The following is a 17,668-nucleotide window of genomic DNA, read 5'->3' as shown; positions in this document are numbered from 1 at the left end:
CGGCTAGGGTCCGCACCGGCCGGATGCCAGCCTGAAGGAGGCCCGACATGCCCCGCCGCGTCGCGCTCTACCCGGGCACGTTCGACCCGCTGACCAATGGTCATCTCGATATCATGAGACGGGCCGTGAAGCTGGTCGACCATCTCGTGATCGGTGTTGCGATCAACGAAGGCAAGGGACCGCTTTTCTCGCTCGAAGAGCGGGTTGCCATGACCGAGGCCGAAGCGGCGCGCATTCCCGGCGAAACGACGATCGAGGTTCGCCCTTTTTCCTCGTTGCTGATGCATTTCGCGGAAGAGGTGGGGGCGCAGATCATCATTCGCGGGCTTCGGGCCGTGTCCGATTTCGAATACGAATTCCAGATGGTCGGGATGAACCAGCGCCTCAATCCCGACATCGAAACGGTCTTCCTGATGGCCGACCCCCGCCACCAGGCGGTGGCGTCGCGCCTGGTGAAGGAAATTGCCCGCCTCGGCGGGGATACGCGGGCATTCGTTCCGCCCGCCGTGCAAGACAAGCTGATGGAGAAGTTCGCGTGATGAAGACATTCTGGCCGGTCAGCCTGCTCGTGCTGTCCATGTCCGCCACTGCCTGCGGTTCGGAAACCGCGGAATTGACGGAAACCGAATCCGAAGCGGCAAACACGGCCGCCGCGGTCGAGGCCGAAGGCGGTCCGTCCACCCGCATGGCGGCGCTGATGCAGTCGAGCCCGGCCTTTGCGCCGATCAACGAGACGCTGCCGGACTACGACCTGCCGGACGATGCCTGGCGCACGGTCGATCAGGACAATCTGCTCTATATCGACACCGATCACGGCCGGATCATTCTCGAAATGGCGCCGGAATTCGCACCGAACCATGTCGCGCGGATGCGTGAACTGGCCGGTGCCCGCTTCTATGACGGCCTCGTCTTTCACCGGGTGATCGACGGCTTCATGGCGCAGGCCGGCGGGGCGCGGACCAATCCGGCGTGGTCGACCGATCTGCCGGACATGCAGGCCGAATTCACCACCCGCCGCGATCCGAACACCGACCCGGTGGTCGAGATCCAGGACCGCATGGTCAATGACCGCTCCGACCGACGGATCGCCAAGGCCGGCTTCTGGAATGGCTTCCCGATCGGCACCGACCCGTCGGTGCAGGCCGCGATCACCGGCGACGGGCGCGTGAGCAGCTGGCTGCTGCACTGTGAAGGCGCAGCCGCGATGGCGCGGACCTCGAATCCGGACAGCGCGGGCAGCCAGTTCTACATCACGCGCGGCCATGCCGAGCATCTGAACGCGCAATACACGGTCTGGGGCCGGGTGCGCGTTGGTCAGGAAGCGGTCAACGACATCAGTGTCGGCACGATGGGCGAAAATCCGGGCTTCCAGCCGGATTCGATCCGCCTGATCCGCGTCGGCTCCGACCTGCCGGAAGACGAGCAGGTAACCGTCGAGGTCGCCGACACCAATTCGGACGCCTTTGCCGCATGGCTGGACACGCAGCGCGGGTCCAACGGCAATCTGCCCGACATCTGTGAAATCGACATCCCTGTCCGTATCGAGGAGTAGCCCTGAAATGGCTGACGAAAACCTGATCTTCACGCTGGAAAGCGGCGATGTGACCATCCGTCTGCGGCCCGATCTGGCGCCGAAGCATGTCGCGCGCATCACCGAGCTGGCCAATGACGGCTTCTACGACGGACTGAATTTTCACCGCGTGATCGACGGCTTCGTGGCACAGGGCGGCTGCCCGGACGGCAATGGCATGGGCGGCTCCGGCCAACACATCCCCGCCGAGTTCAACGCGGGCAAGCATGTGCGCGGGGCCTGTTCGATGGCCCGGGCCAGCGACCCGAATTCCGCCGACAGCCAGTTCTTCATCTGCCTCGACGCGGTGCCCTATCTCGACCGGCAATACACGGTGTGGGGCGAGGTCGTGGACGGGATGGAACATGTCGACGCGCTGCCCAAGGGCGAGCCGCCGCGCAATCCGGGCAAGATCGTGAAGGCTCGCACGGAAGCGGCCTGAGGCGATGCTCGGGATCGGGGGGCTGATCGCGGCGATGGTATTCCAGATGCCCGAGGGGCTCCCCGCCCATCTCTTGAGCGACCCCGTTGTTGCCGGCACGCATGACTATTGCGAAGAGCCGGTCCCGGACGATGTTCTGGCCCTGGCCCGCGAAGCGCTCACGCGCAACAAGACCGACATCCACCCGCGCGAACGGGCCGCCGCGGCGCTGGTCACGGCCGGCATGGATATCGCGGCAGCGCAGCCTGAAGGCACGAGTGATTGCTATGCTCTCTTCGCGGCGGGCAGCAACCGGCTCGCCGATGCTCTGGAGCCCCATGAAAACCGCATGCGCCGAGAGTCGCGCTTCCGGGAATCCCGTGACCCCGCCATTGCCCGCATTCAGGTGATGTTGCGCGATCTGTGGGTCACCGATCAGGCTGGTCGCCTCGCCTATCTCCAGCTCAACACGGAAGACCGGACGGGTGTGGCCTGGTGGGCGTACCGCCGGGCGACAGCGCACGTCATCGCCAACGACTACAACGCCACGGAGTCCTTGCGCGAGGCACTCGCACTCTACGACTGGATCGACCGGGAGCGTTTCGGCGCCACTGCGTCGAGCCAGGCCTGGCTGATCGCGCAGCATGCCGATCACGATCCGGACTTCCAGCGTGAGGTGCTGACCCGGATGGAGGCCTATCTGGAAAGCGGCGGTGTGCGGCGGCAGGACTATGCCTATCTGTGGGACCGCGTGGCGGTGAATACCGGCCAGCTGCAACGCTACGGCACCCAGCCGATGGATGCCTGCAATGCGGACCGGACGCTGGACCTGAAACCGGTCGAGGACCCGGACAATCTCGATGTCCGCCGCGCAACCATGAATCTCGGCCCGGCGCAGAATGATCTCGACCAGATGGCGGCGCAGCGCTGCGGCGGCTGATCAGTCGGTTGCTTGTCCACGCAAGAGGGGCGTGAAGAAAATCCTCGCCCTGATGGGGCGATGATCGCTGCCGGTGTCGGGCCCGCGATCGACTTCCCAACCGATGATTTCCGCACCGACGAAGACATGATCGATGCCGGTCATCATGGTCGGGACCGGTGACACTACGCCGAACCGGTTCGCCCACAGGCTTTCCGACGGCCACGTCGCCATGCCTGGCGTGATGCGGCGCAAGTCCAGATCGCGTTCGAAGCGCGCCAGTGCGCGTGACGGTGCGGCCGCATTGAAATCGCCCATCACGATCAACCGATCCTGCGCAAAGGCCTGCACCATGTAGGCGAGCCCTTCACGCTGCTCGTCCTGGCGCCGTATCGGGTCGGGCCAGGTCATGTGCACCGAAACGACGGTGATTTCGCTGCCGTCATCCATTCGGATCGTCGCCCAGGAAGCGGGCGGGGCGTGGAAGAAGGGCGTGTCGGTCTGCCCGTCGCGTGTCCGCCACCACCACCAGTCGAGGCAGCCGGACTCGACGATGGGCAGGCGTGTGACGATGACCGACGCATAGCGATCACAGTCGGCGCGATTGGGATAGGCCTCTTCGAGCAATTCGGGGACGACCCAGGCCGTGCCGAAGGCTTCCTGAAGCGCGACAATGTCAGCGTCCGTCTCGATGATGCGCTCGACGGCGGCCTCAGGCGTCGCATTCCTTCCCCAGAGATTGTGGGTGACCACGGTGACCGGCGTTCCCGCTGGCGGTGTCAGTGGAATATCCGACAACGAAACAACGGTCTCAGGCAGTCCCGGCGCCGCGATCAGAAAGGCCAGCAAGGGCGCGCCCCATCGCTGTCGGCCCTTGCCGAACAGGAACACCGCCAGCGCGGCAAGCAGTGCCGCCAGCGTCAGCGGGGCCCAGAACTGGCGGAAGAGGTCGGCGAAATTCCAGACCGGCGCGAGCCACATCAGGGCGGCGAGCACGATGAGGCCGAGCGTTGCCATGAAGGCGAGGAAGCTGCGCACGAACACACCCTTGCGGATAAAAACGGTGGCGGGAAAAATTACACCCGTCCTATGAACAGGATGCTGACACAGAGGCAATTTACGGGCCGCAATCGTGCGACTTTCGGATTTCGACTTTCACCTGCCTGACGAGCGCATTGCGCTGCGCCCCGCGCGGCCACGCGATTCCGCGCGCCTGCTGCACATCCGCAGCGATGGCAGCCTGTCCGACCACGGCGTGCGCGAATTGCCGAAATTGCTGCGTCCCGGCGACCTGTTGGTCTGCAACGACACGCATGTTCTGCCCGCTGCGCTGACGGGGGAGCGCGATGCGCGCGCCGAGGGCGGTGGCGGTCCGGCGCGGATTTCAGTCAATCTCCATACCCGCGACGACGCGAAAAGCTGGCGCGCTTTCGTGAAGCCGGCCAAGCGGCTGAAGGTCGGCGACGTGATCCGCTTCGGCGCACTGAGCGCGACGGTCGAGGCGCGGCGCGAAGGCGGCGAAGTCGTGCTGGAGTTCGACCGCGAAGGTGCAGAGCTCGACCGGGCGATCGAGGCGGCCGGGGCGCCGCCCCTGCCGCCCTATATCGCCTCGAAGCGCGCGCCCGACGCGCAGGACAGGGCGGACTACCAGACGCTGTTCGCCAAGCCCGACAAGACCGGATCAGTCGCCGCGCCGACGGCGGGACTGCACTTCACCGACCGGCTGATGGACGAGCTGCAAGCCGCCGGCATCGGCTTCGTCGACGTGACCCTGCATGTCGGGGCGGGAACCTTCCTGCCGGTCAAGTCCGAAGCCATCGCCGAGCACAAGATGCACGCCGAGTGGTACGAGGTATCCGCCGGGGCGGCGGCAGCCATTTCGCAAGCGAAGGAAGAGGGGCGGCGCGTCATCCCGATCGGAACGACGGCGCTGCGGACGCTGGAAAGCGCGGCCAATGAGGACGGGCGGATTGGCGCGGAGGTCGGCGAGACGGCGATCTTCATCACGCCGGGCTATGAGTTCCGCATTGCCGACGCGCTGATCACCAATTTCCACCTGCCGAAATCGACCCTGCTGATGCTGGTCAGCGCGCTCGCCGGACACGAGACGATCATGCGCGCCTACCGGCACGCGGTGGCGGCCGAATACCGATTCTTCTCCTATGGCGACGCCTGCCTGATCGAGAAGGCCGGCGGATGAGTCGGCTTGCCTTTGCTGCGCCTTTCGGCTTTGACGGCCCGCGATGACCGCCTTTCCCTTCACAATCAGCGCCACCGATGGCGCGGCCCGCACCGGCGCAATCGAGACGCCGCGCGGCGCGATCCGCACGCCCGCCTTCATGCCGGTCGGCACCGCCGGCACGGTCAAGGCGCTCTACATGGATCAGGTAAAGGACGCCGGGGCGGACATCATCCTCGGGAACACCTACCATTTGATGCTGCGCCCGGGTGCGGAGCGGGTCCACAAGCTGGGCGGGTTGCACAGGTTTTCCGGCTGGCCGGGACCGATGCTGACCGACTCTGGCGGCTTCCAGGTCTGGTCGCTCGCCTCCCTGCGGAAGATGAGTGAGGACGGCGTCCAATTCTCCAGCCATATCGACGGCTCGCGGCACATGCTGACGCCGGAACGCTCGATCGAGATCCAGGCAGACCTCTTGGGCGCGGACATCTCGATGCAGCTTGACGAATGCACGCCCTTCCCCTGCGAGAAGGATGAGGCCCGCGCCTCGATGGAGCTTTCGCTGCGCTGGGGCAAGCGCTCGAAGGCCGCCTTCGGCGAGCGCGACGGGCAAAACCTGTTCGGCATCGTGCAGGGCAGCGTCTATGACGACCTCCGCCGGGAGAGCGCCGAACGCCTGATCGAGACCGGGTTCGACGGCTACGCCGTCGGCGGGCTCGCCGTGGGCGAGGGGTTCGAGACGATGTGCTCCGTCCTCGACGCTGTCGTGCCGCACCTGCCGGGCGACCGGCCGCGCTATCTCATGGGCGTTGGCAAGCCGATCGATCTCGTCGAGGCGGTGGCGCGCGGGATCGACATGTTCGACTGCGTGATGCCGACGCGCTCGGGCCGGCACGGCCAGGCCTGGAGCGATTACGGGCCGGTCAATCTCAAGAATGCCCGCTTCGCGGAAGACGTGCAGCCACTCGACGAGAGCCTCGACTGTCCGGCCAGCCGCGATTATTCGCGCGCCTATCTCCACCACCTCGTGCGCTCGGGCGAATATCTCGCCGCCATGCTCTTGAGCTGGCATAATATCGCCTACTACCAGTCGCTGATGGCGCGGATGCGCGCTGCGATCGCGGCGGGGCGGTTCGCTGAATTCCGCCGCGAATTCGGTGCGCGTTGGGAGAGTGGTGAATTTGAGTAAATAGCGATTTCCTCCCCCGTTTACGGGGGAGGGGGACCACGAAGTGGTGGAGGGGGGAATTCCCCCCCACGCCCCGGACCAGGTCCGGGGCACTCCCCCCGCAAGCAGGGGGAGAAAAGAGTGTAGCGCTACTGCGCAGTCGCGGTGTTCAGCCCGTATTCCTCGAACGCCTCGGTCAGATAGCGTTCCTCGCAACCGAAGCCATCGAACAGGCCGCGCAGATAGGCGCGGCGGCTGTCGGCCATTTCGCGGCGTTCGCGGGCCTCGCGCTCGATCTCGCCGGCGCGGCCGACAAAGCGGATCACCGGGCGGGCCGGGTTCAGGCCGACAATGGTGGAGCGGTAAAAGTCGCGCGCGCCAGTCGCCAGGGCACCGCCGCCGCGCTCGGTCCACATCTGCGCGCGCTCACGCCAGTCGCGCTCGTCCGCGGTCTCGTTCTCGTGTTCCTCGGGCACATACATGTTGTCGGGGCCGAGGACGGCGGTGAGCCGCGCGATGTCGCGGGCCGTGGTGGAACACACGCGGCGCGAACCTTCCCCGCCATAGGGTGTCGGGACGGTGTCGTCGCCGGGATCGATCATCACCGGGCCCGGCCGGTCACGCGGCAGGCCGATGGCGTCGGACACGGCCGAGCGGGTTTCGCTCATGCCGATATAGGTGGCCTCGCCCGCGCTTGGGCGCGAACTGGCACAGGCTGTCAGGGCAAGCGCGCCCAGAGCAACAAGCATGATGTTCCGGATCCCGTTCATGGTGTCAGCCTCGCCCGGCAATCGGGCAATTTTCTGACCGGGGGCAGGCCGCGGCGCGGCGCGCGGTTGACCGGGCAGGCGCTTCGCTATAGGCCTCCCCGTCTCCTATTGGAGCCCATAGCTCAGCCGGTAGAGCAACTGACTTTTAATCAGTAGGTCCAGGGTTCGAATCCCTGTGGGCTCACCATTATTCAACGCCCATTTCGTGTCGCGGTTCGGGGCCTTCGTCCGGCCCTGTGCCCTGACGAGTGATGTCCGGTGTTCGGAGCTGCAGCGCAGGTTTGTTGTGGATCGGTGGGACATGCGCCCGCGCCGGCGTGCGCTGGGGTTGGTAGGGCCTAGCCCTCGGGCAGGTTCTCGGTGAAGAAGCGGACGGCATTCCCGCCCATCACGGCGCGAATGTCGTCCGCGCTCATTCCGTTTCCGATCAGCGCGTCGGTGAGGGCGGCCAGTTCCGACGCGTCGAACCGGGTTGTGACCGTTCCGTCGAAATCGGACCCCAGGGCGATGGCCTCGACGCCGAATGTCTCGGCGGCGTAGGCGATGGCGCGGGCAACGCCGGCCGGTGTGTCGTAGCAGATCACGTCTGCCCAGAAGCCGATCCCGATGAGTCCGCCGCGATCGGCGATTTCCTGCATCAGGTCGTCGGGAATGTTGCGCGGGGTCTCGCACAGGCTGCGCACGCCGGTGTGCGACACGACCAGCGGCGCGTCGGTCAGGTCGAGCACATCGCGAACCACCGCTTCGGAGGAGTGCGCGACATCGATGATCAGGCCGCGTTCGACCATCGCGATGACGGCTTCGCGGCCGAATTCGGTCAGGCCCGCCCCGGACGTTCCATGCAGCGAACCGCCCAGCTCGTTGTCGAAGAAGTGCTGCAGGCCGATGACGCGGTACCCCTCGTCATACAGACGCTGGATGTTGGCAAGTTCGCCCTCGAGCGGGTGCGCGCCTTCGGTGGCAAGAATGCCGACCAGCACATCTCCGCCGGCCTCACGCGCCTGAAGGGCCGATCTGAGGTCACCGGAGGTGCGTGCGACGATGAAGCTTCCGCCGGAACGCTCCGCTAGACGATTCAGCCGCCGGGCATGAAAACGGGCGCGATTGTAGAGCGATCCCCAGGTGTCGACCGGCCAGCGTTGAGCGATGGCAAGCAGGGTGATGTCGTCGGAATCGGCGCTGTTTTCGTTGTAGTTGAGATTGGACGGTGTCTTGGTGACCGATGCAAAAACCTGAAGAAAAACACCACCTTCTCGCAAGCGTGGCAGGTCGGTATGACCCCGGTCGTGGCGCTGCGACGGGTTGCGTGCCCAGAGCAGGGTGTCTGCGTGCAGGTCGGCGACCGGTATCTCCGCGTGGAGCGAACGGGCCTCTTGCGAGATCGCGTAGACCGGGTGATCGATCACCACATTCATCTGGTCGTCGACGCGCCCGGGAAGATAGAAAAAGAACACCGCGGCACCAGCCAGGATTGCGAGCCCGGTGATGAGGATGGCAATATGCGCGAGCTTCATTGAACATTCCCCCTTGACGATCACCCTATGCTTCGACTGCCCGCTGCCGCAAGCCGATGCGTCTCGTTTGCGAAACACTTTGTAAAATCACCAAAAATCAGGACGACACGGCGTGTGACCGGCAGGACACACACCGCCGATTTCAAGCGCCTGCGACGCGAGCTGCGCCGCCGAAGACGGCGCTTCCGGGCACGCCGCGCCCGGTTGCCGGACAGCGGCGCCATGGCCGCCAGGTTGTGTCCGGCTTCCGGCGCTCCGCGTCATTGCGAATGGAAAATCAATTATATCAAAGCCTTGAATGGCGCCAGGTTGATTCGGTGCGACCCGGCGAATCCGGCCGTGCGGCAAGGCATTGCACGCTTGCCACAATGGCGCGCCGACCTTCGCGTTCAAGCGCTTTTGGGTGGCACAAGCGTCGAATATCCTGTAGTCATTTCGGCAGAGCACCTGTGCGAGCAGGTGGTCAAAGTGCCGTGGCGCAGGGTCACGGCAGCCAAAACACTCACGCGATGGGGGCTTCCGCCTCCAGAGGGGGAATGATGAAGAAACGGTTTCTGACAGCGGCTGCCATCGGTCTTGCGCTGTCGGTTCCGGCCTGGTCGTCGGCGGGTGCCGATGAAGGCTGGTATGTCAGCGCTTCCGTCGGTTACGGCGGCCCTGGCGATTCGGACGTCGATCTGCAAGCCAGCGGCGCTCGTGAAATCAATGGTGAGTCCGATTGGCGCCAGGCTCTGGCGTTCGGCTACGACTACGCCAATGGCTGGCGTCTCGAAGCCGAAGCGGCCCACCGCTACAACGACACCGGCGCGATTGGTTCGTTCGAAGACTCTTCGAGCGATTTCCATATCTGGTCGGCGATGTTGAACCTGTATCGCGACTTCAATCCGGACGGTTGGTACCACCCGTACCTCGGCGCCGGTGCCGGTTTCGGTCAGGTCAATGGCTCCATGACGGGCTGGACCACTGGTACGGCGCCAATCAACAACTTGGGCGTAGCCGACACACGTTACGTGATTTCGCGTGACGACGATATCGGCTTCATGTGGCAGCTGATCGCCGGCGTGGGCTGGGGTCTGGGCGACAACTGGTATTTCGATACCCAGTATCGCTATTTCTCGACCCTCGATCTCGACTTCGACCCGGGTGTCGACGTCGACGCGCTGCGCGGCCACGAAGTGTGGATGGGCCTGCGGTACGTGTTCGCGGCTCCGCCGCCTCCGCCGCCGCCCCCGCCGCCCCCGCCGCCGCCTCCGCCTCCGCCGCCCCCGCCGCCTCCGCCGCCCCCGCCGCCTCCGGCGTGTGACGACGTTGGCTTCGTGGTCTACTTCGAGTGGGATCGTTCGAACCTCACCGATCAGGCCCGTGCGGTCATCAACCAGGCGGTCCAGCAGGCTTCGACCTGCGGCGTTGCCGCGGTGCAGATCGACGGTCACGCTGACCGTTCGGGTGCTGCCGCCTACAACGTCGGCCTCTCCGAGCGCCGCTCGCGTGCGGTCCGTGACGAGATGGTCCGCCTCGGCGTGCCGGCTTCCGGCATCTCCCTGCAGGCCTTCGGCGAAAGCCGCCCGGCTGTGCAGACGCCGGACGGTGTGCGTGAGCCGCTCAACCGCCGCGCTGAGGTCCTCATCGACCTGCGCTAAGCGATTGATCGCTCAAGCGACGAAATGGAACGGCCCGGGGTTCGCCCCGGGCCGTTTTCTTTGTGCGATTGCAGCATGACTCCGCGCGGCCGCATGGCTTGACCCCCGTCCGTGGCAGGCCCAAAACCGGGCCAATCATCTCCCACCGCCGGACACTCAGGAGCCGCCCATGTCGAAACCCAAGGCGCCATATCGCAAGACCGAAATCGCCGGCCGCAAGCTGTCGCCGGAAACCATGATGATGAGCTATGGCTATTCGCCCCAGCTCTCGGAATGGTCGATCAAGGCTCCGGTCTTCCTGACCTCGACCTTCGCGTTCGAGTCGGCGGAGGCGGGCGCGGCCTTCTTCCGCGTCATGGGCGGACGCCGCCAGGAGGGCGATCCGGAATCGGCGGGCCTGATGTATTCGCGGTTCAACAACCCGAATATCGAGGTTCTCGAGGACCGGCTGACGCTGTTCGATCACGCCGAGGATGCGGCGGTCTTCTCATCGGGCATGGGCGCGATCTCCACCACGCTGATGGCGCTGGCGCCCGCCGGTTCGGTCGTGCTGCACTCGACCCCGCTCTACGGCGGCACCGAGACGCTGATCCGCAAGGTCATGCCGAATTTCGGAATCAGGAATGTCGATTTCTTTGCTGCGGCCGAGGAGGCCGAAGTCTGGACCGCCGCCGAGGAGGCGATGAAGCTCGGTCCCGTCACGGTGATCTATACCGAGACGCCGACGAATCCGACCAATGACCTCGTCGACCTCGCCATGATCCGCAAGATCGCCAACCGGATCGGCGAAAAGCAGGGTGGCAAGTCTCCCGCCGTGGTCGTCGACAACACCTTTCTCGGCCCGGTCAACCAGCAGCCGATCGATCTCGGCGCGGACATCCTCGTCTACTCGCTGACGAAATATGTCGGCGGGCATTCCGATCTCATTGCCGGTGCGGCGATGGGCCGGTCCGACCTGATGGCCAAGATCCGCTCGCTGCGCTCCTCGATCGGCACCAATCTCGACCCGCATACGGCGTGGATGCTGATGCGTTCGCTCGAAACGGTGACACTGCGGATGAACGCCGCGACCGAGAACGCCAAGAAAGTCGCCGAATACCTCGCCAGGCACCCGAAGGTCGAGAAGGTCCGCTATCTCGGCTTCCTCGAGCCGGGTTCGCGGTCGGCGAAGATCCACGAGAACCAGGCCAAGGCCGCGGGCTCGACCTTCTCGTTCGACGTGAAAGGCGGTCAGGCCGGCGCATTCAAATTCCTCAACTCGCTGCAGGTGGTGAAGCTGGCGGTCAGCCTCGGTGGCACCGAAACGCTGATCTGCCATCCGGGTTCGACGACGCACGCCGCGGTCGATCCCGAATTGCAGGAGCGCTGCGGCTATACGCCGGGCATGGTGCGCATCTCCATCGGCATCGAGGATCCCGACGACCTCATCGCCGATATCGGCCAGGCCCTCGACCAGGTCTGATCCGCAATCCTTCGCAGCAACCCCCTCGCTCCGCCATGGCGAAACCGATCGACATCTCCCCCGACGAACGGGCCGCGCTCGACTGGATCGACACGCGCGCCGACGGCATGATCGCAACGCTGAAGGACTGGGTGCGCATCAATTCCGGCAGCCGCAACGCGGACGGGCTGGAGCGGATGCGCGGCGAGCTGGAGCGGGTGTTCGCCGAGACCGGCGGACGCATCGAGGCGGTCGAACTGCCGCCTAGCGAGGCGGTGGGACCGGACGGCAGCGTCATGCAGCAGGCCTATACGCCGAGCTTTCACCTCTCCGTCCGTCCGGACGCGGAGGTGAAGATCGTCCTGACCGGGCACCACGACACCGTGTTTCCGAAGGAGGACAGCTTCCAGGACTGGAAGATGCTCGACGCGGAGACGATGAACGGTCCCGGCGCGGCGGACATGAAGGGCGGCATCCTGGTGATGTTGCACGGACTCCTGGCGCTGGAGCGCAGTCCGCATGCGAAGCGCATCGGCTATGACGTGCTGATCAGCCCGGACGAGGAGATCGGCTCGCTCGGTTCGGCGGGCAAGATCCACGAACTGGGCGCGAAAGCGCAAGTCGGCATGACCTATGAGCCGGCGCTGGCCGACGGCTCTCTGGCTGGCGGACGCAAGGGCTCGGGGAACTGGGCGCTCAAGGTCTCGGGCAAGTCGGCTCATGCCGGGCGCGAACATCATGTCGGGCGCAATGCGGTGATTGCGGCGGCCGAGTTCGCCACGCGGCTCGATGCCCTGAACGGTCAGCGCGAAGGCGTGACGTTCAATCTCTCCCGCATTGATGGCGGCGGGCCGACGAATGTGGTTCCGGCCAGTGCCGTCGCCCGGTTCAATGTGCGCGTGAAGGATGCCGACGACGAGCAATGGGTGCTGGGCGAAATCGCGAAGCTGGAAGTGCTGATAAACCAGCGCGACGGGATCACGGCGGCGCTACATGGCGGCTTCACCCGGCCGGCCAAACCGATGACACCGGCCAATGCGCGCATGTTCGATTGGACGAAGACGGCCGGTGCGGCGCTCGGGCTCGACATTCGCTGGAATGACACGGGCGGGGTGTGCGAAGGCAATAATCTGTGGGCGGCGGGCTGTCCGAATGTCGACACGCTCGGCGTCCGCGGTGCCAATATCCATTCCTATGACGAGATTGCCATTTTGCCGAGCCTGCCCGAACGGGCACGGTTGTCGGCCCTGATGCTGATGAAATTTGCCTCTGGCGAGTTCGACGCGCGCGAAGCCCGCGCGCTCGCCGGTTCCTGACGGAGATTCGCATGCTGGTAGTGCGCGCGGCGCGCCGCGACGATATCGACGCCTTCGTGGCGCTCGCAAAGGGCGCGGGGACCGGTTTCACCAGCCTGGCGCTGGAGCGCGATGACCTGGCCGAACGACTGGACAAGTCCGTGGCGGCCTATGAACGCGAGGCCGAAGAGCCGGGCGAGGAAGTCTATCAGCTCATGCTGGAAGACACCGAAAGCGGGGCCGTGCTCGGCTGCGCAGCGGTGAAGGCAGCGGTCGGTCTGTCGAAACCCTATTACGACTTCAAGATCGTCACGCTGGCGCAGTCCTCGCGCACCGCGCAACGCCGTTTCGACATGGACGTGATGCTGCTCGTCAACGATTTCGCGGGCTGCACCGAGGTCGGTTCGCTGTTCGTCAGCGATGCGGCGCGGGGCACCGGAGCCGGGCGGCTGATCGCGCAGACCCGCTACCTCTTGATGGCGGCGGACTTCCGCCGCTTCGGCGAACGGGTCCTGGCGGAATTGCGCGGCGTGGTGCGCGAGGACGGGTCTTCTCCCTTCTTCGACGCCGTGACGCGGCATTTCTTCCGCATGACATTCGACGAGGCCGACCGGATGAGCGCGGCCAGCGATAACCAGTTCATCCTGGACCTGATGCCGAAGCATCCGATCTATGTCGACCTCCTGTCGCCCGAGGCGAAGAAGGTGATCGGCGTGACTCATGAGCTCGGGGTCGGTGCGCGCCGCCTGCTGGAGTGGGAAGGGTTCACCTATGACCGGTATATCGACATTTTCGATGGCGGCCCGCTGATGTCGGTGCCGACGCGGCAGGCCCGCTCGGCGCGGGAAAGCCGGCAGGTCACGGTGCGCGGTGCGCGAGCGTTCGACGATCCGAAACCCGTGATCGTCACCACCGACCGGTTCAGCGATTTCCGCTCGATCCAGACCCAGGCCGATGTCGGCGCCGACGCCGTGGCGCTGGGGCCGGACGATTTGCGGGCACTCAATCTCACCGAAGGCGAAAGGGCGCGCATCTGGGTGCGCGATTAGTCATGCAAGGTCAGTGCTTTATTGACGGCGAATGGCGTACCGGGCGCGGCGACACCTTCACGTCGACCGATCCGGCAAGCGGCGAGACGGTCTGGCAGGGCGCCGCGGCCAACGCGGGTGATGTCGATGCGGCCTTCACGGCAGCGCGCAAGGCTTTTCCGGGCTGGGCGCAGACGCCGCTGAAGGACCGGATCGCGATCGTCGAGCATTTCGGCGCGCTGCTGGCGAACAACAAGGACAGGCTGGCCGAGCTGATCGCCCGTGAGACCGGCAAGGTGTTGTGGGACAGCCAGGGCGAAGCTGCGGCCATGGCCGGCAAGATCGCGATCTCGGTCAAGGCCTATCACGAAAGGACCGGCGAGCAGGCGCATGCGACCGAGTTCGGAGAGGCGGTGCTCAAGCACAAGCCGCTGGGCGTCATGTTCGTGCTCGGCCCGTACAACTTCCCCGGCCACCTGCCCAATGGACACATCGTCCCGGCCCTGATTTCCGGCAATACCGCAGTGTTCAAGCCGTCCGAACTGACCCCGGCGGTGGGTCAGTACATGGTTTCGCTGTGGGAAGAGGCGGGCCTGCCGGCGGGCGTGCTCAACTTCGTTCCCGGCGCGCGGGAAACCGGCGCGGCCGCGCTCGACCACGACCAGCTCGACGGCGTGCTGTTCACCGGTTCGCACACGACCGGTCAGTTCATTCACCGCAAGTTCGCGGGCCGCACAGGCGTGCAACTGGCGCTGGAAATGGGCGGAAACAATCCGCTTGTGGTCTGGGACGCGGCGGATGCCGAGGCCGCGGCGCGGATCGCGGTCCATTCCGCCTACATTACCACAGGTCAACGCTGTTCCTGCGCGCGGCGGCTGATCCTGCCCGACGGCGCTGTGGGGCAGGCGGTGATCGACGCGATCGCGGACCTCGCCGGACGCCTGGCGATCGGGGCGTGGAACGACTCCGAAGAGGCCTTCATGGGCCCGCTCGTCTCCGGTCATGCGGCTGGCGCGGTGCTGCAGGCGCAGGAAAAGCTCGTGTCCGGCGGCGGCAAGGCCATCGTCAGCGCGGCGCGGCTTGATCGCGGCGCGGCCTTCGTCTCGCCCGCCCTGATCGACGTCACGGTCGTAACCACGCCGGATGACGAGGTGTTCGGCCCGATGCTGCAGGTCCGGCGCGTGAAGTCCTTCGACGCCGCAATGGCCGAAGCCAACAATACGGCCTACGGCCTGTCCGCGGGCCTCGTCAGTGACGATGAAGCGCTGTGGAACCGGTTCTGGACCGAAAGCCGGGCCGGGATCGTCAATCGCAACCGGCCGACGCCGGGCGCGGCCAGCTCGATGCCGTTCGGCGGTCCGGGGCAGTCCGGCAATCTGCGTCCGAGCGCCTACTACGCGGCGGACTATTGCGCCTATCCGGTCGCCAGCCAGAACGCGGCGAAGCCGGAGCGGCTGGCCATCAAGGGGCTGAAGTGAGCGCGGTCGAAGCCAATTTCGACGGCATTGTCGGGCCGACGCACAATTATGGCGGGCTGTCGGAAGGTAATCTCGCCAGCGCGAAGAATCGTAACCTGACCAGCGAACCGCGCGCCGGCGTGCTGCAAGGCTTGGCCAAGATGAAGCGTCTGCACGAAGCTGGCCTGGTGCAGGGCTGGCTGCCGCCGCACGACCGGCCCTTCCTTCCCTTCCTGCGGGCCGCCGGGTTTTCCGGTTCGGACAAGCAAGTGCTGGAGCGCGCGTGGAAGGCTGCCCCGGATCTGGTGCGCAACGCCTATGCCGCTGCGCCGATGTGGGCGGCCAATGCGGCGACCGTGTCGCCGTCCGCCGAAACGGGGGACGGGCGGGTGCATTTCACCCCGGCCAATCTGCTGACCACGCTGCACCGCTCGCTGGAAGGCCCGCAGACCAGGCGGGCGCTCGACTGGGCGTTCGGTGATCACGAGCGCTTTTGCGTGCATCCGCTTTTGCCGATGCAGCCGGCCTTTGCCGATGAGGGCGCGGCCAATCATGTCCGCCTCAGCGACGGACAGGGCCGTCCGGGCGTCTCCATCCTGATCTATGGCCGCGAGGCAAGCGAAGCCTGGAGTGCGAAGTTTCCGGCGCGACAGACCAAGGAGGCCTGCGAAGCCATCGCTCGGGCGCACGGGCTCGACCCGAAGCGCACGGTTATCGCGCGGCAGGGACGGGCGGCGATCGAGGCCGGCGCCTTCCACAATGACGTGGTGTGCGTGGGGACGAACAGGACGTTGTTCTTCCACGAGCTGGCGTTCGAGGACCGCGCAGGCACGCTCGACGCGATCCGCCGGGCCGCCGACGGACTGTTCGAGCCGCAATTCGTCGAGGTGAAGGACAGCGAAGTGGCAATCGCCGATGCGATCACCAGCTATCTTTTCAACTCGCAGCTTCTGGAATGGCCCGGCGAGGACCGTCTTGTCCTGTCCGCACCGGTCGAGACCGAGGAAACCGAAACCACGCGCGCCTATTGCGCCGCGATGGCGGCAGGAAACGGTCCGATCGGCCGGGTCGATTTCGTGGATGTGCGCCAGTCGATGCGCAATGGCGGCGGACCGGCCTGCCTCAGGCTGCGCGTCGTGCTGACGGACGAGGAACGCCAGGCGGTGACGCCGACGGCGTTGTTCAGCGATGCGGTCTACGACCAGCTGATCGCCTGGGCGAAGACGCACTACCGCGAGACGCTGGCGCCCGACGATCTGCGCGATCCGTTGCTGATGGACGAGGGCCGTGCCGCGCTTGATGCGCTGACGCAAATCCTGGGCCTGGGTTCGGACTTCTATCCGTTCCAGCAGACCTAGACCGCTATCGCGTCGCCCTTGAGGCCGCCGGACATGGCGTATTCCTGCGTACCCTTCTGATAGACGGTGTCACCCGGCTGGACGTCTGACGGCTTGAACTCCGGCAGGGTGGGCAGGCGCTCATAGAGCGGCGCGAAGTCGACCGCGGTCGCTTCCATCAGCTCGTCATAGCTGTCGATGACGAAATAGGTCTGCTGATAGTCGTCATACCGGTAGTCGGTGCGCATGACGCGTTCGAGATCGAAATGGATGCGGTTCGGCGACCGCGCTTCGAGCGAGAAGATCGACTCGCCCCTGGATGACACGATGCCGGCGCCATAGATGCGCAGTCCCTCGTCGGAGCGGATCAGGCCGAACTCGACCGTATACCAGTAGAGCCGCGCCATTCTCTTGATCGCGTCGAACTGGAGCGAGCGCAGCCCGCCCTCGCCATAAGCCTGCATGTAGTCGGCGAAGACCGGCTGGGTCAGAAGCGGCACATGGCCGAACACGTCGTGGAAAATGTCGGGCTCGGGCAGGTAGTCGAGCCGGTCTCCGTCGCGGATGAAGCGCCCGGACACGAAGCGGCGGTTGGCGAGGTGGTCGTAGAATTCCTTTTCGGGGATCAGGCCGGGTACGGTCACGACCTGCCAGCCGGTCAGCTTCATCAGCTTCTCGTTGACGCGGCGGAAATCCGGAATGCCGCCCTCGTTGAGATTGAGAAGCTCCAGACCCCGGAAGTGTTCCGGCGCGGCGCGGCCCTTCAGCACGCCCATCTGGCGGTCGTAGAGCGTGTTCCAGATCTCGTGCTCCTCGCGCGAGTACAGATCCCATTTCTGGTCGATCGTCAGATCGGCGCGCGGGGTCTGTTCGGCGACGATGGGGTCATTCACAGGCATGGTTGACCTCCCGGAGTTAGTTTCATTTGT

Annotated in this window: 16 protein-coding genes and 1 tRNA gene; 13 read left to right on the top strand and 4 right to left on the bottom strand. The window is 65.6% G+C overall.

The features are described 5' to 3' along the window. Positions 1-47 precede the first annotated feature (47 nt). From coaD to ACFOOR_RS02930, 4 genes are read left to right on the top strand one after another with little or no spacing between them, the layout of a single operon-like run. The gene (coaD, locus tag ACFOOR_RS02945; protein WP_343163938.1) at positions 48-539 is read left to right on the top strand and encodes a pantetheine-phosphate adenylyltransferase; all 492 of its coding nucleotides are present in this window, start codon (positions 48-50) and stop codon (positions 537-539) included. Beyond that, positions 539-1,552: a peptidylprolyl isomerase gene (locus ACFOOR_RS02940; protein WP_343164145.1), complete on the top strand. Its 1,014-nt coding sequence runs from the start codon at positions 539-541 to the stop codon at positions 1,550-1,552. Before coaD ends, ACFOOR_RS02940 begins: the two co-directional genes overlap by 1 nt. A gap of 7 nt (positions 1,553-1,559) precedes the next feature. Continuing rightward, positions 1,560-2,012, top strand: coding sequence for a peptidylprolyl isomerase (locus ACFOOR_RS02935; RefSeq protein WP_343163937.1), 453 nt, complete (start codon positions 1,560-1,562; stop codon positions 2,010-2,012). Positions 2,013-2,016: 4 nt separating this feature from the next. Next, a complete protein-coding gene (locus ACFOOR_RS02930; protein ID WP_343163936.1) occupies positions 2,017-2,931 on the top strand; it encodes a DUF6624 domain-containing protein in 915 nt (304 codons plus the stop codon). Here the strand turns inward: ACFOOR_RS02930 and ACFOOR_RS02925 are convergent, their stop codons facing one another. Continuing rightward, on the bottom strand, positions 2,932-3,948 hold the full coding sequence (locus tag ACFOOR_RS02925; RefSeq protein ID WP_343163935.1) for an endonuclease/exonuclease/phosphatase family protein: 1,017 nt from the start codon (positions 3,946-3,948) through the stop codon (positions 2,932-2,934). A 94-nt stretch (positions 3,949-4,042) separates the two neighbouring features. Here ACFOOR_RS02925 and queA point away from each other — a divergent pair, with 94 nt between their 5' ends. After that, complete coding sequence (queA, locus tag ACFOOR_RS02920; protein WP_343163934.1) at positions 4,043-5,110, top strand: tRNA preQ1(34) S-adenosylmethionine ribosyltransferase-isomerase QueA; 1,068 nt, start codon at positions 4,043-4,045, stop codon at positions 5,108-5,110. Between the two features lie 43 nt (positions 5,111-5,153). After that, complete coding sequence (gene tgt / locus ACFOOR_RS02915; protein ID WP_343163933.1) at positions 5,154-6,278, top strand: tRNA guanosine(34) transglycosylase Tgt; 1,125 nt, start codon at positions 5,154-5,156, stop codon at positions 6,276-6,278. A gap of 128 nt (positions 6,279-6,406) precedes the next feature. Here tgt and ACFOOR_RS02910 read toward each other — a convergent pair whose 3' ends face one another. Further along, a complete protein-coding gene (locus ACFOOR_RS02910) occupies positions 6,407-7,027 on the bottom strand; it encodes a hypothetical protein (RefSeq protein WP_343163932.1) in 621 nt (206 codons plus the stop codon). Between the two features lie 111 nt (positions 7,028-7,138). Between ACFOOR_RS02910 and ACFOOR_RS02905 the strand changes: the two genes are divergently transcribed. Continuing rightward, positions 7,139-7,214 (top strand) — tRNA-Lys (locus ACFOOR_RS02905). 151 nt (positions 7,215-7,365) lie between these two features. On the opposite strand, the gene ACFOOR_RS02900 is transcribed toward ACFOOR_RS02905, so the two are convergent. Beyond that, on the bottom strand, positions 7,366-8,541 hold the full coding sequence (locus tag ACFOOR_RS02900) for a dipeptidase (protein ID WP_343163931.1): 1,176 nt from the start codon (positions 8,539-8,541) through the stop codon (positions 7,366-7,368). Positions 8,542-9,077: 536 nt separating this feature from the next. Here ACFOOR_RS02900 and ACFOOR_RS02895 point away from each other — a divergent pair. The 6 genes from ACFOOR_RS02895 to astB all read left to right on the top strand — a co-directional run bounded on the left by ACFOOR_RS02895 (position 9,078) and on the right by astB (position 16,760). Next, positions 9,078-10,181: an OmpA family protein gene (locus tag ACFOOR_RS02895; protein ID WP_343163930.1), complete on the top strand. Its 1,104-nt coding sequence runs from the start codon at positions 9,078-9,080 to the stop codon at positions 10,179-10,181. A 169-nt stretch (positions 10,182-10,350) separates the two neighbouring features. Next, the gene (locus ACFOOR_RS02890) at positions 10,351-11,643 is read left to right on the top strand and encodes a cystathionine gamma-synthase family protein (RefSeq protein ID WP_343163929.1); all 1,293 of its coding nucleotides are present in this window, start codon (positions 10,351-10,353) and stop codon (positions 11,641-11,643) included. Positions 11,644-11,678: 35 nt separating this feature from the next. Further along, the gene (locus ACFOOR_RS02885; protein WP_343163928.1) at positions 11,679-12,938 is read left to right on the top strand and encodes a hydrolase; all 1,260 of its coding nucleotides are present in this window, start codon (positions 11,679-11,681) and stop codon (positions 12,936-12,938) included. Positions 12,939-12,949: 11 nt separating this feature from the next. Beyond that, on the top strand, positions 12,950-13,966 hold the full coding sequence (locus ACFOOR_RS02880; RefSeq protein ID WP_343163927.1) for an arginine N-succinyltransferase: 1,017 nt from the start codon (positions 12,950-12,952) through the stop codon (positions 13,964-13,966). Positions 13,967-13,968: 2 nt separating this feature from the next. Continuing rightward, complete coding sequence (gene astD, locus ACFOOR_RS02875; RefSeq protein ID WP_343163926.1) at positions 13,969-15,423, top strand: succinylglutamate-semialdehyde dehydrogenase; 1,455 nt, start codon at positions 13,969-13,971, stop codon at positions 15,421-15,423. Then, positions 15,420-16,760, top strand: coding sequence for an N-succinylarginine dihydrolase (gene astB / locus ACFOOR_RS02870; RefSeq protein ID WP_343163925.1), 1,341 nt, complete (start codon positions 15,420-15,422; stop codon positions 16,758-16,760). Before astD ends, astB begins: the two co-directional genes overlap by 4 nt. Here astB and phhA read toward each other — a convergent pair. Beyond that, complete coding sequence (phhA, locus tag ACFOOR_RS02865) at positions 16,757-17,638, bottom strand: phenylalanine 4-monooxygenase (protein WP_343163924.1); 882 nt, start codon at positions 17,636-17,638, stop codon at positions 16,757-16,759. The genes astB and phhA overlap by 4 nt on opposite strands. Between the last annotated feature and the right edge of the window lie 30 nt (positions 17,639-17,668).

Origin of the sequence: Hyphobacterium vulgare, assembly GCF_042643335.1 — a bacterium.
GTDB classification, from domain to species: domain Bacteria; phylum Pseudomonadota; class Alphaproteobacteria; order Caulobacterales; family Maricaulaceae; genus Hyphobacterium; species Hyphobacterium vulgare.
This window is presented reverse-complemented; position numbering and strand designations above follow the sequence as displayed.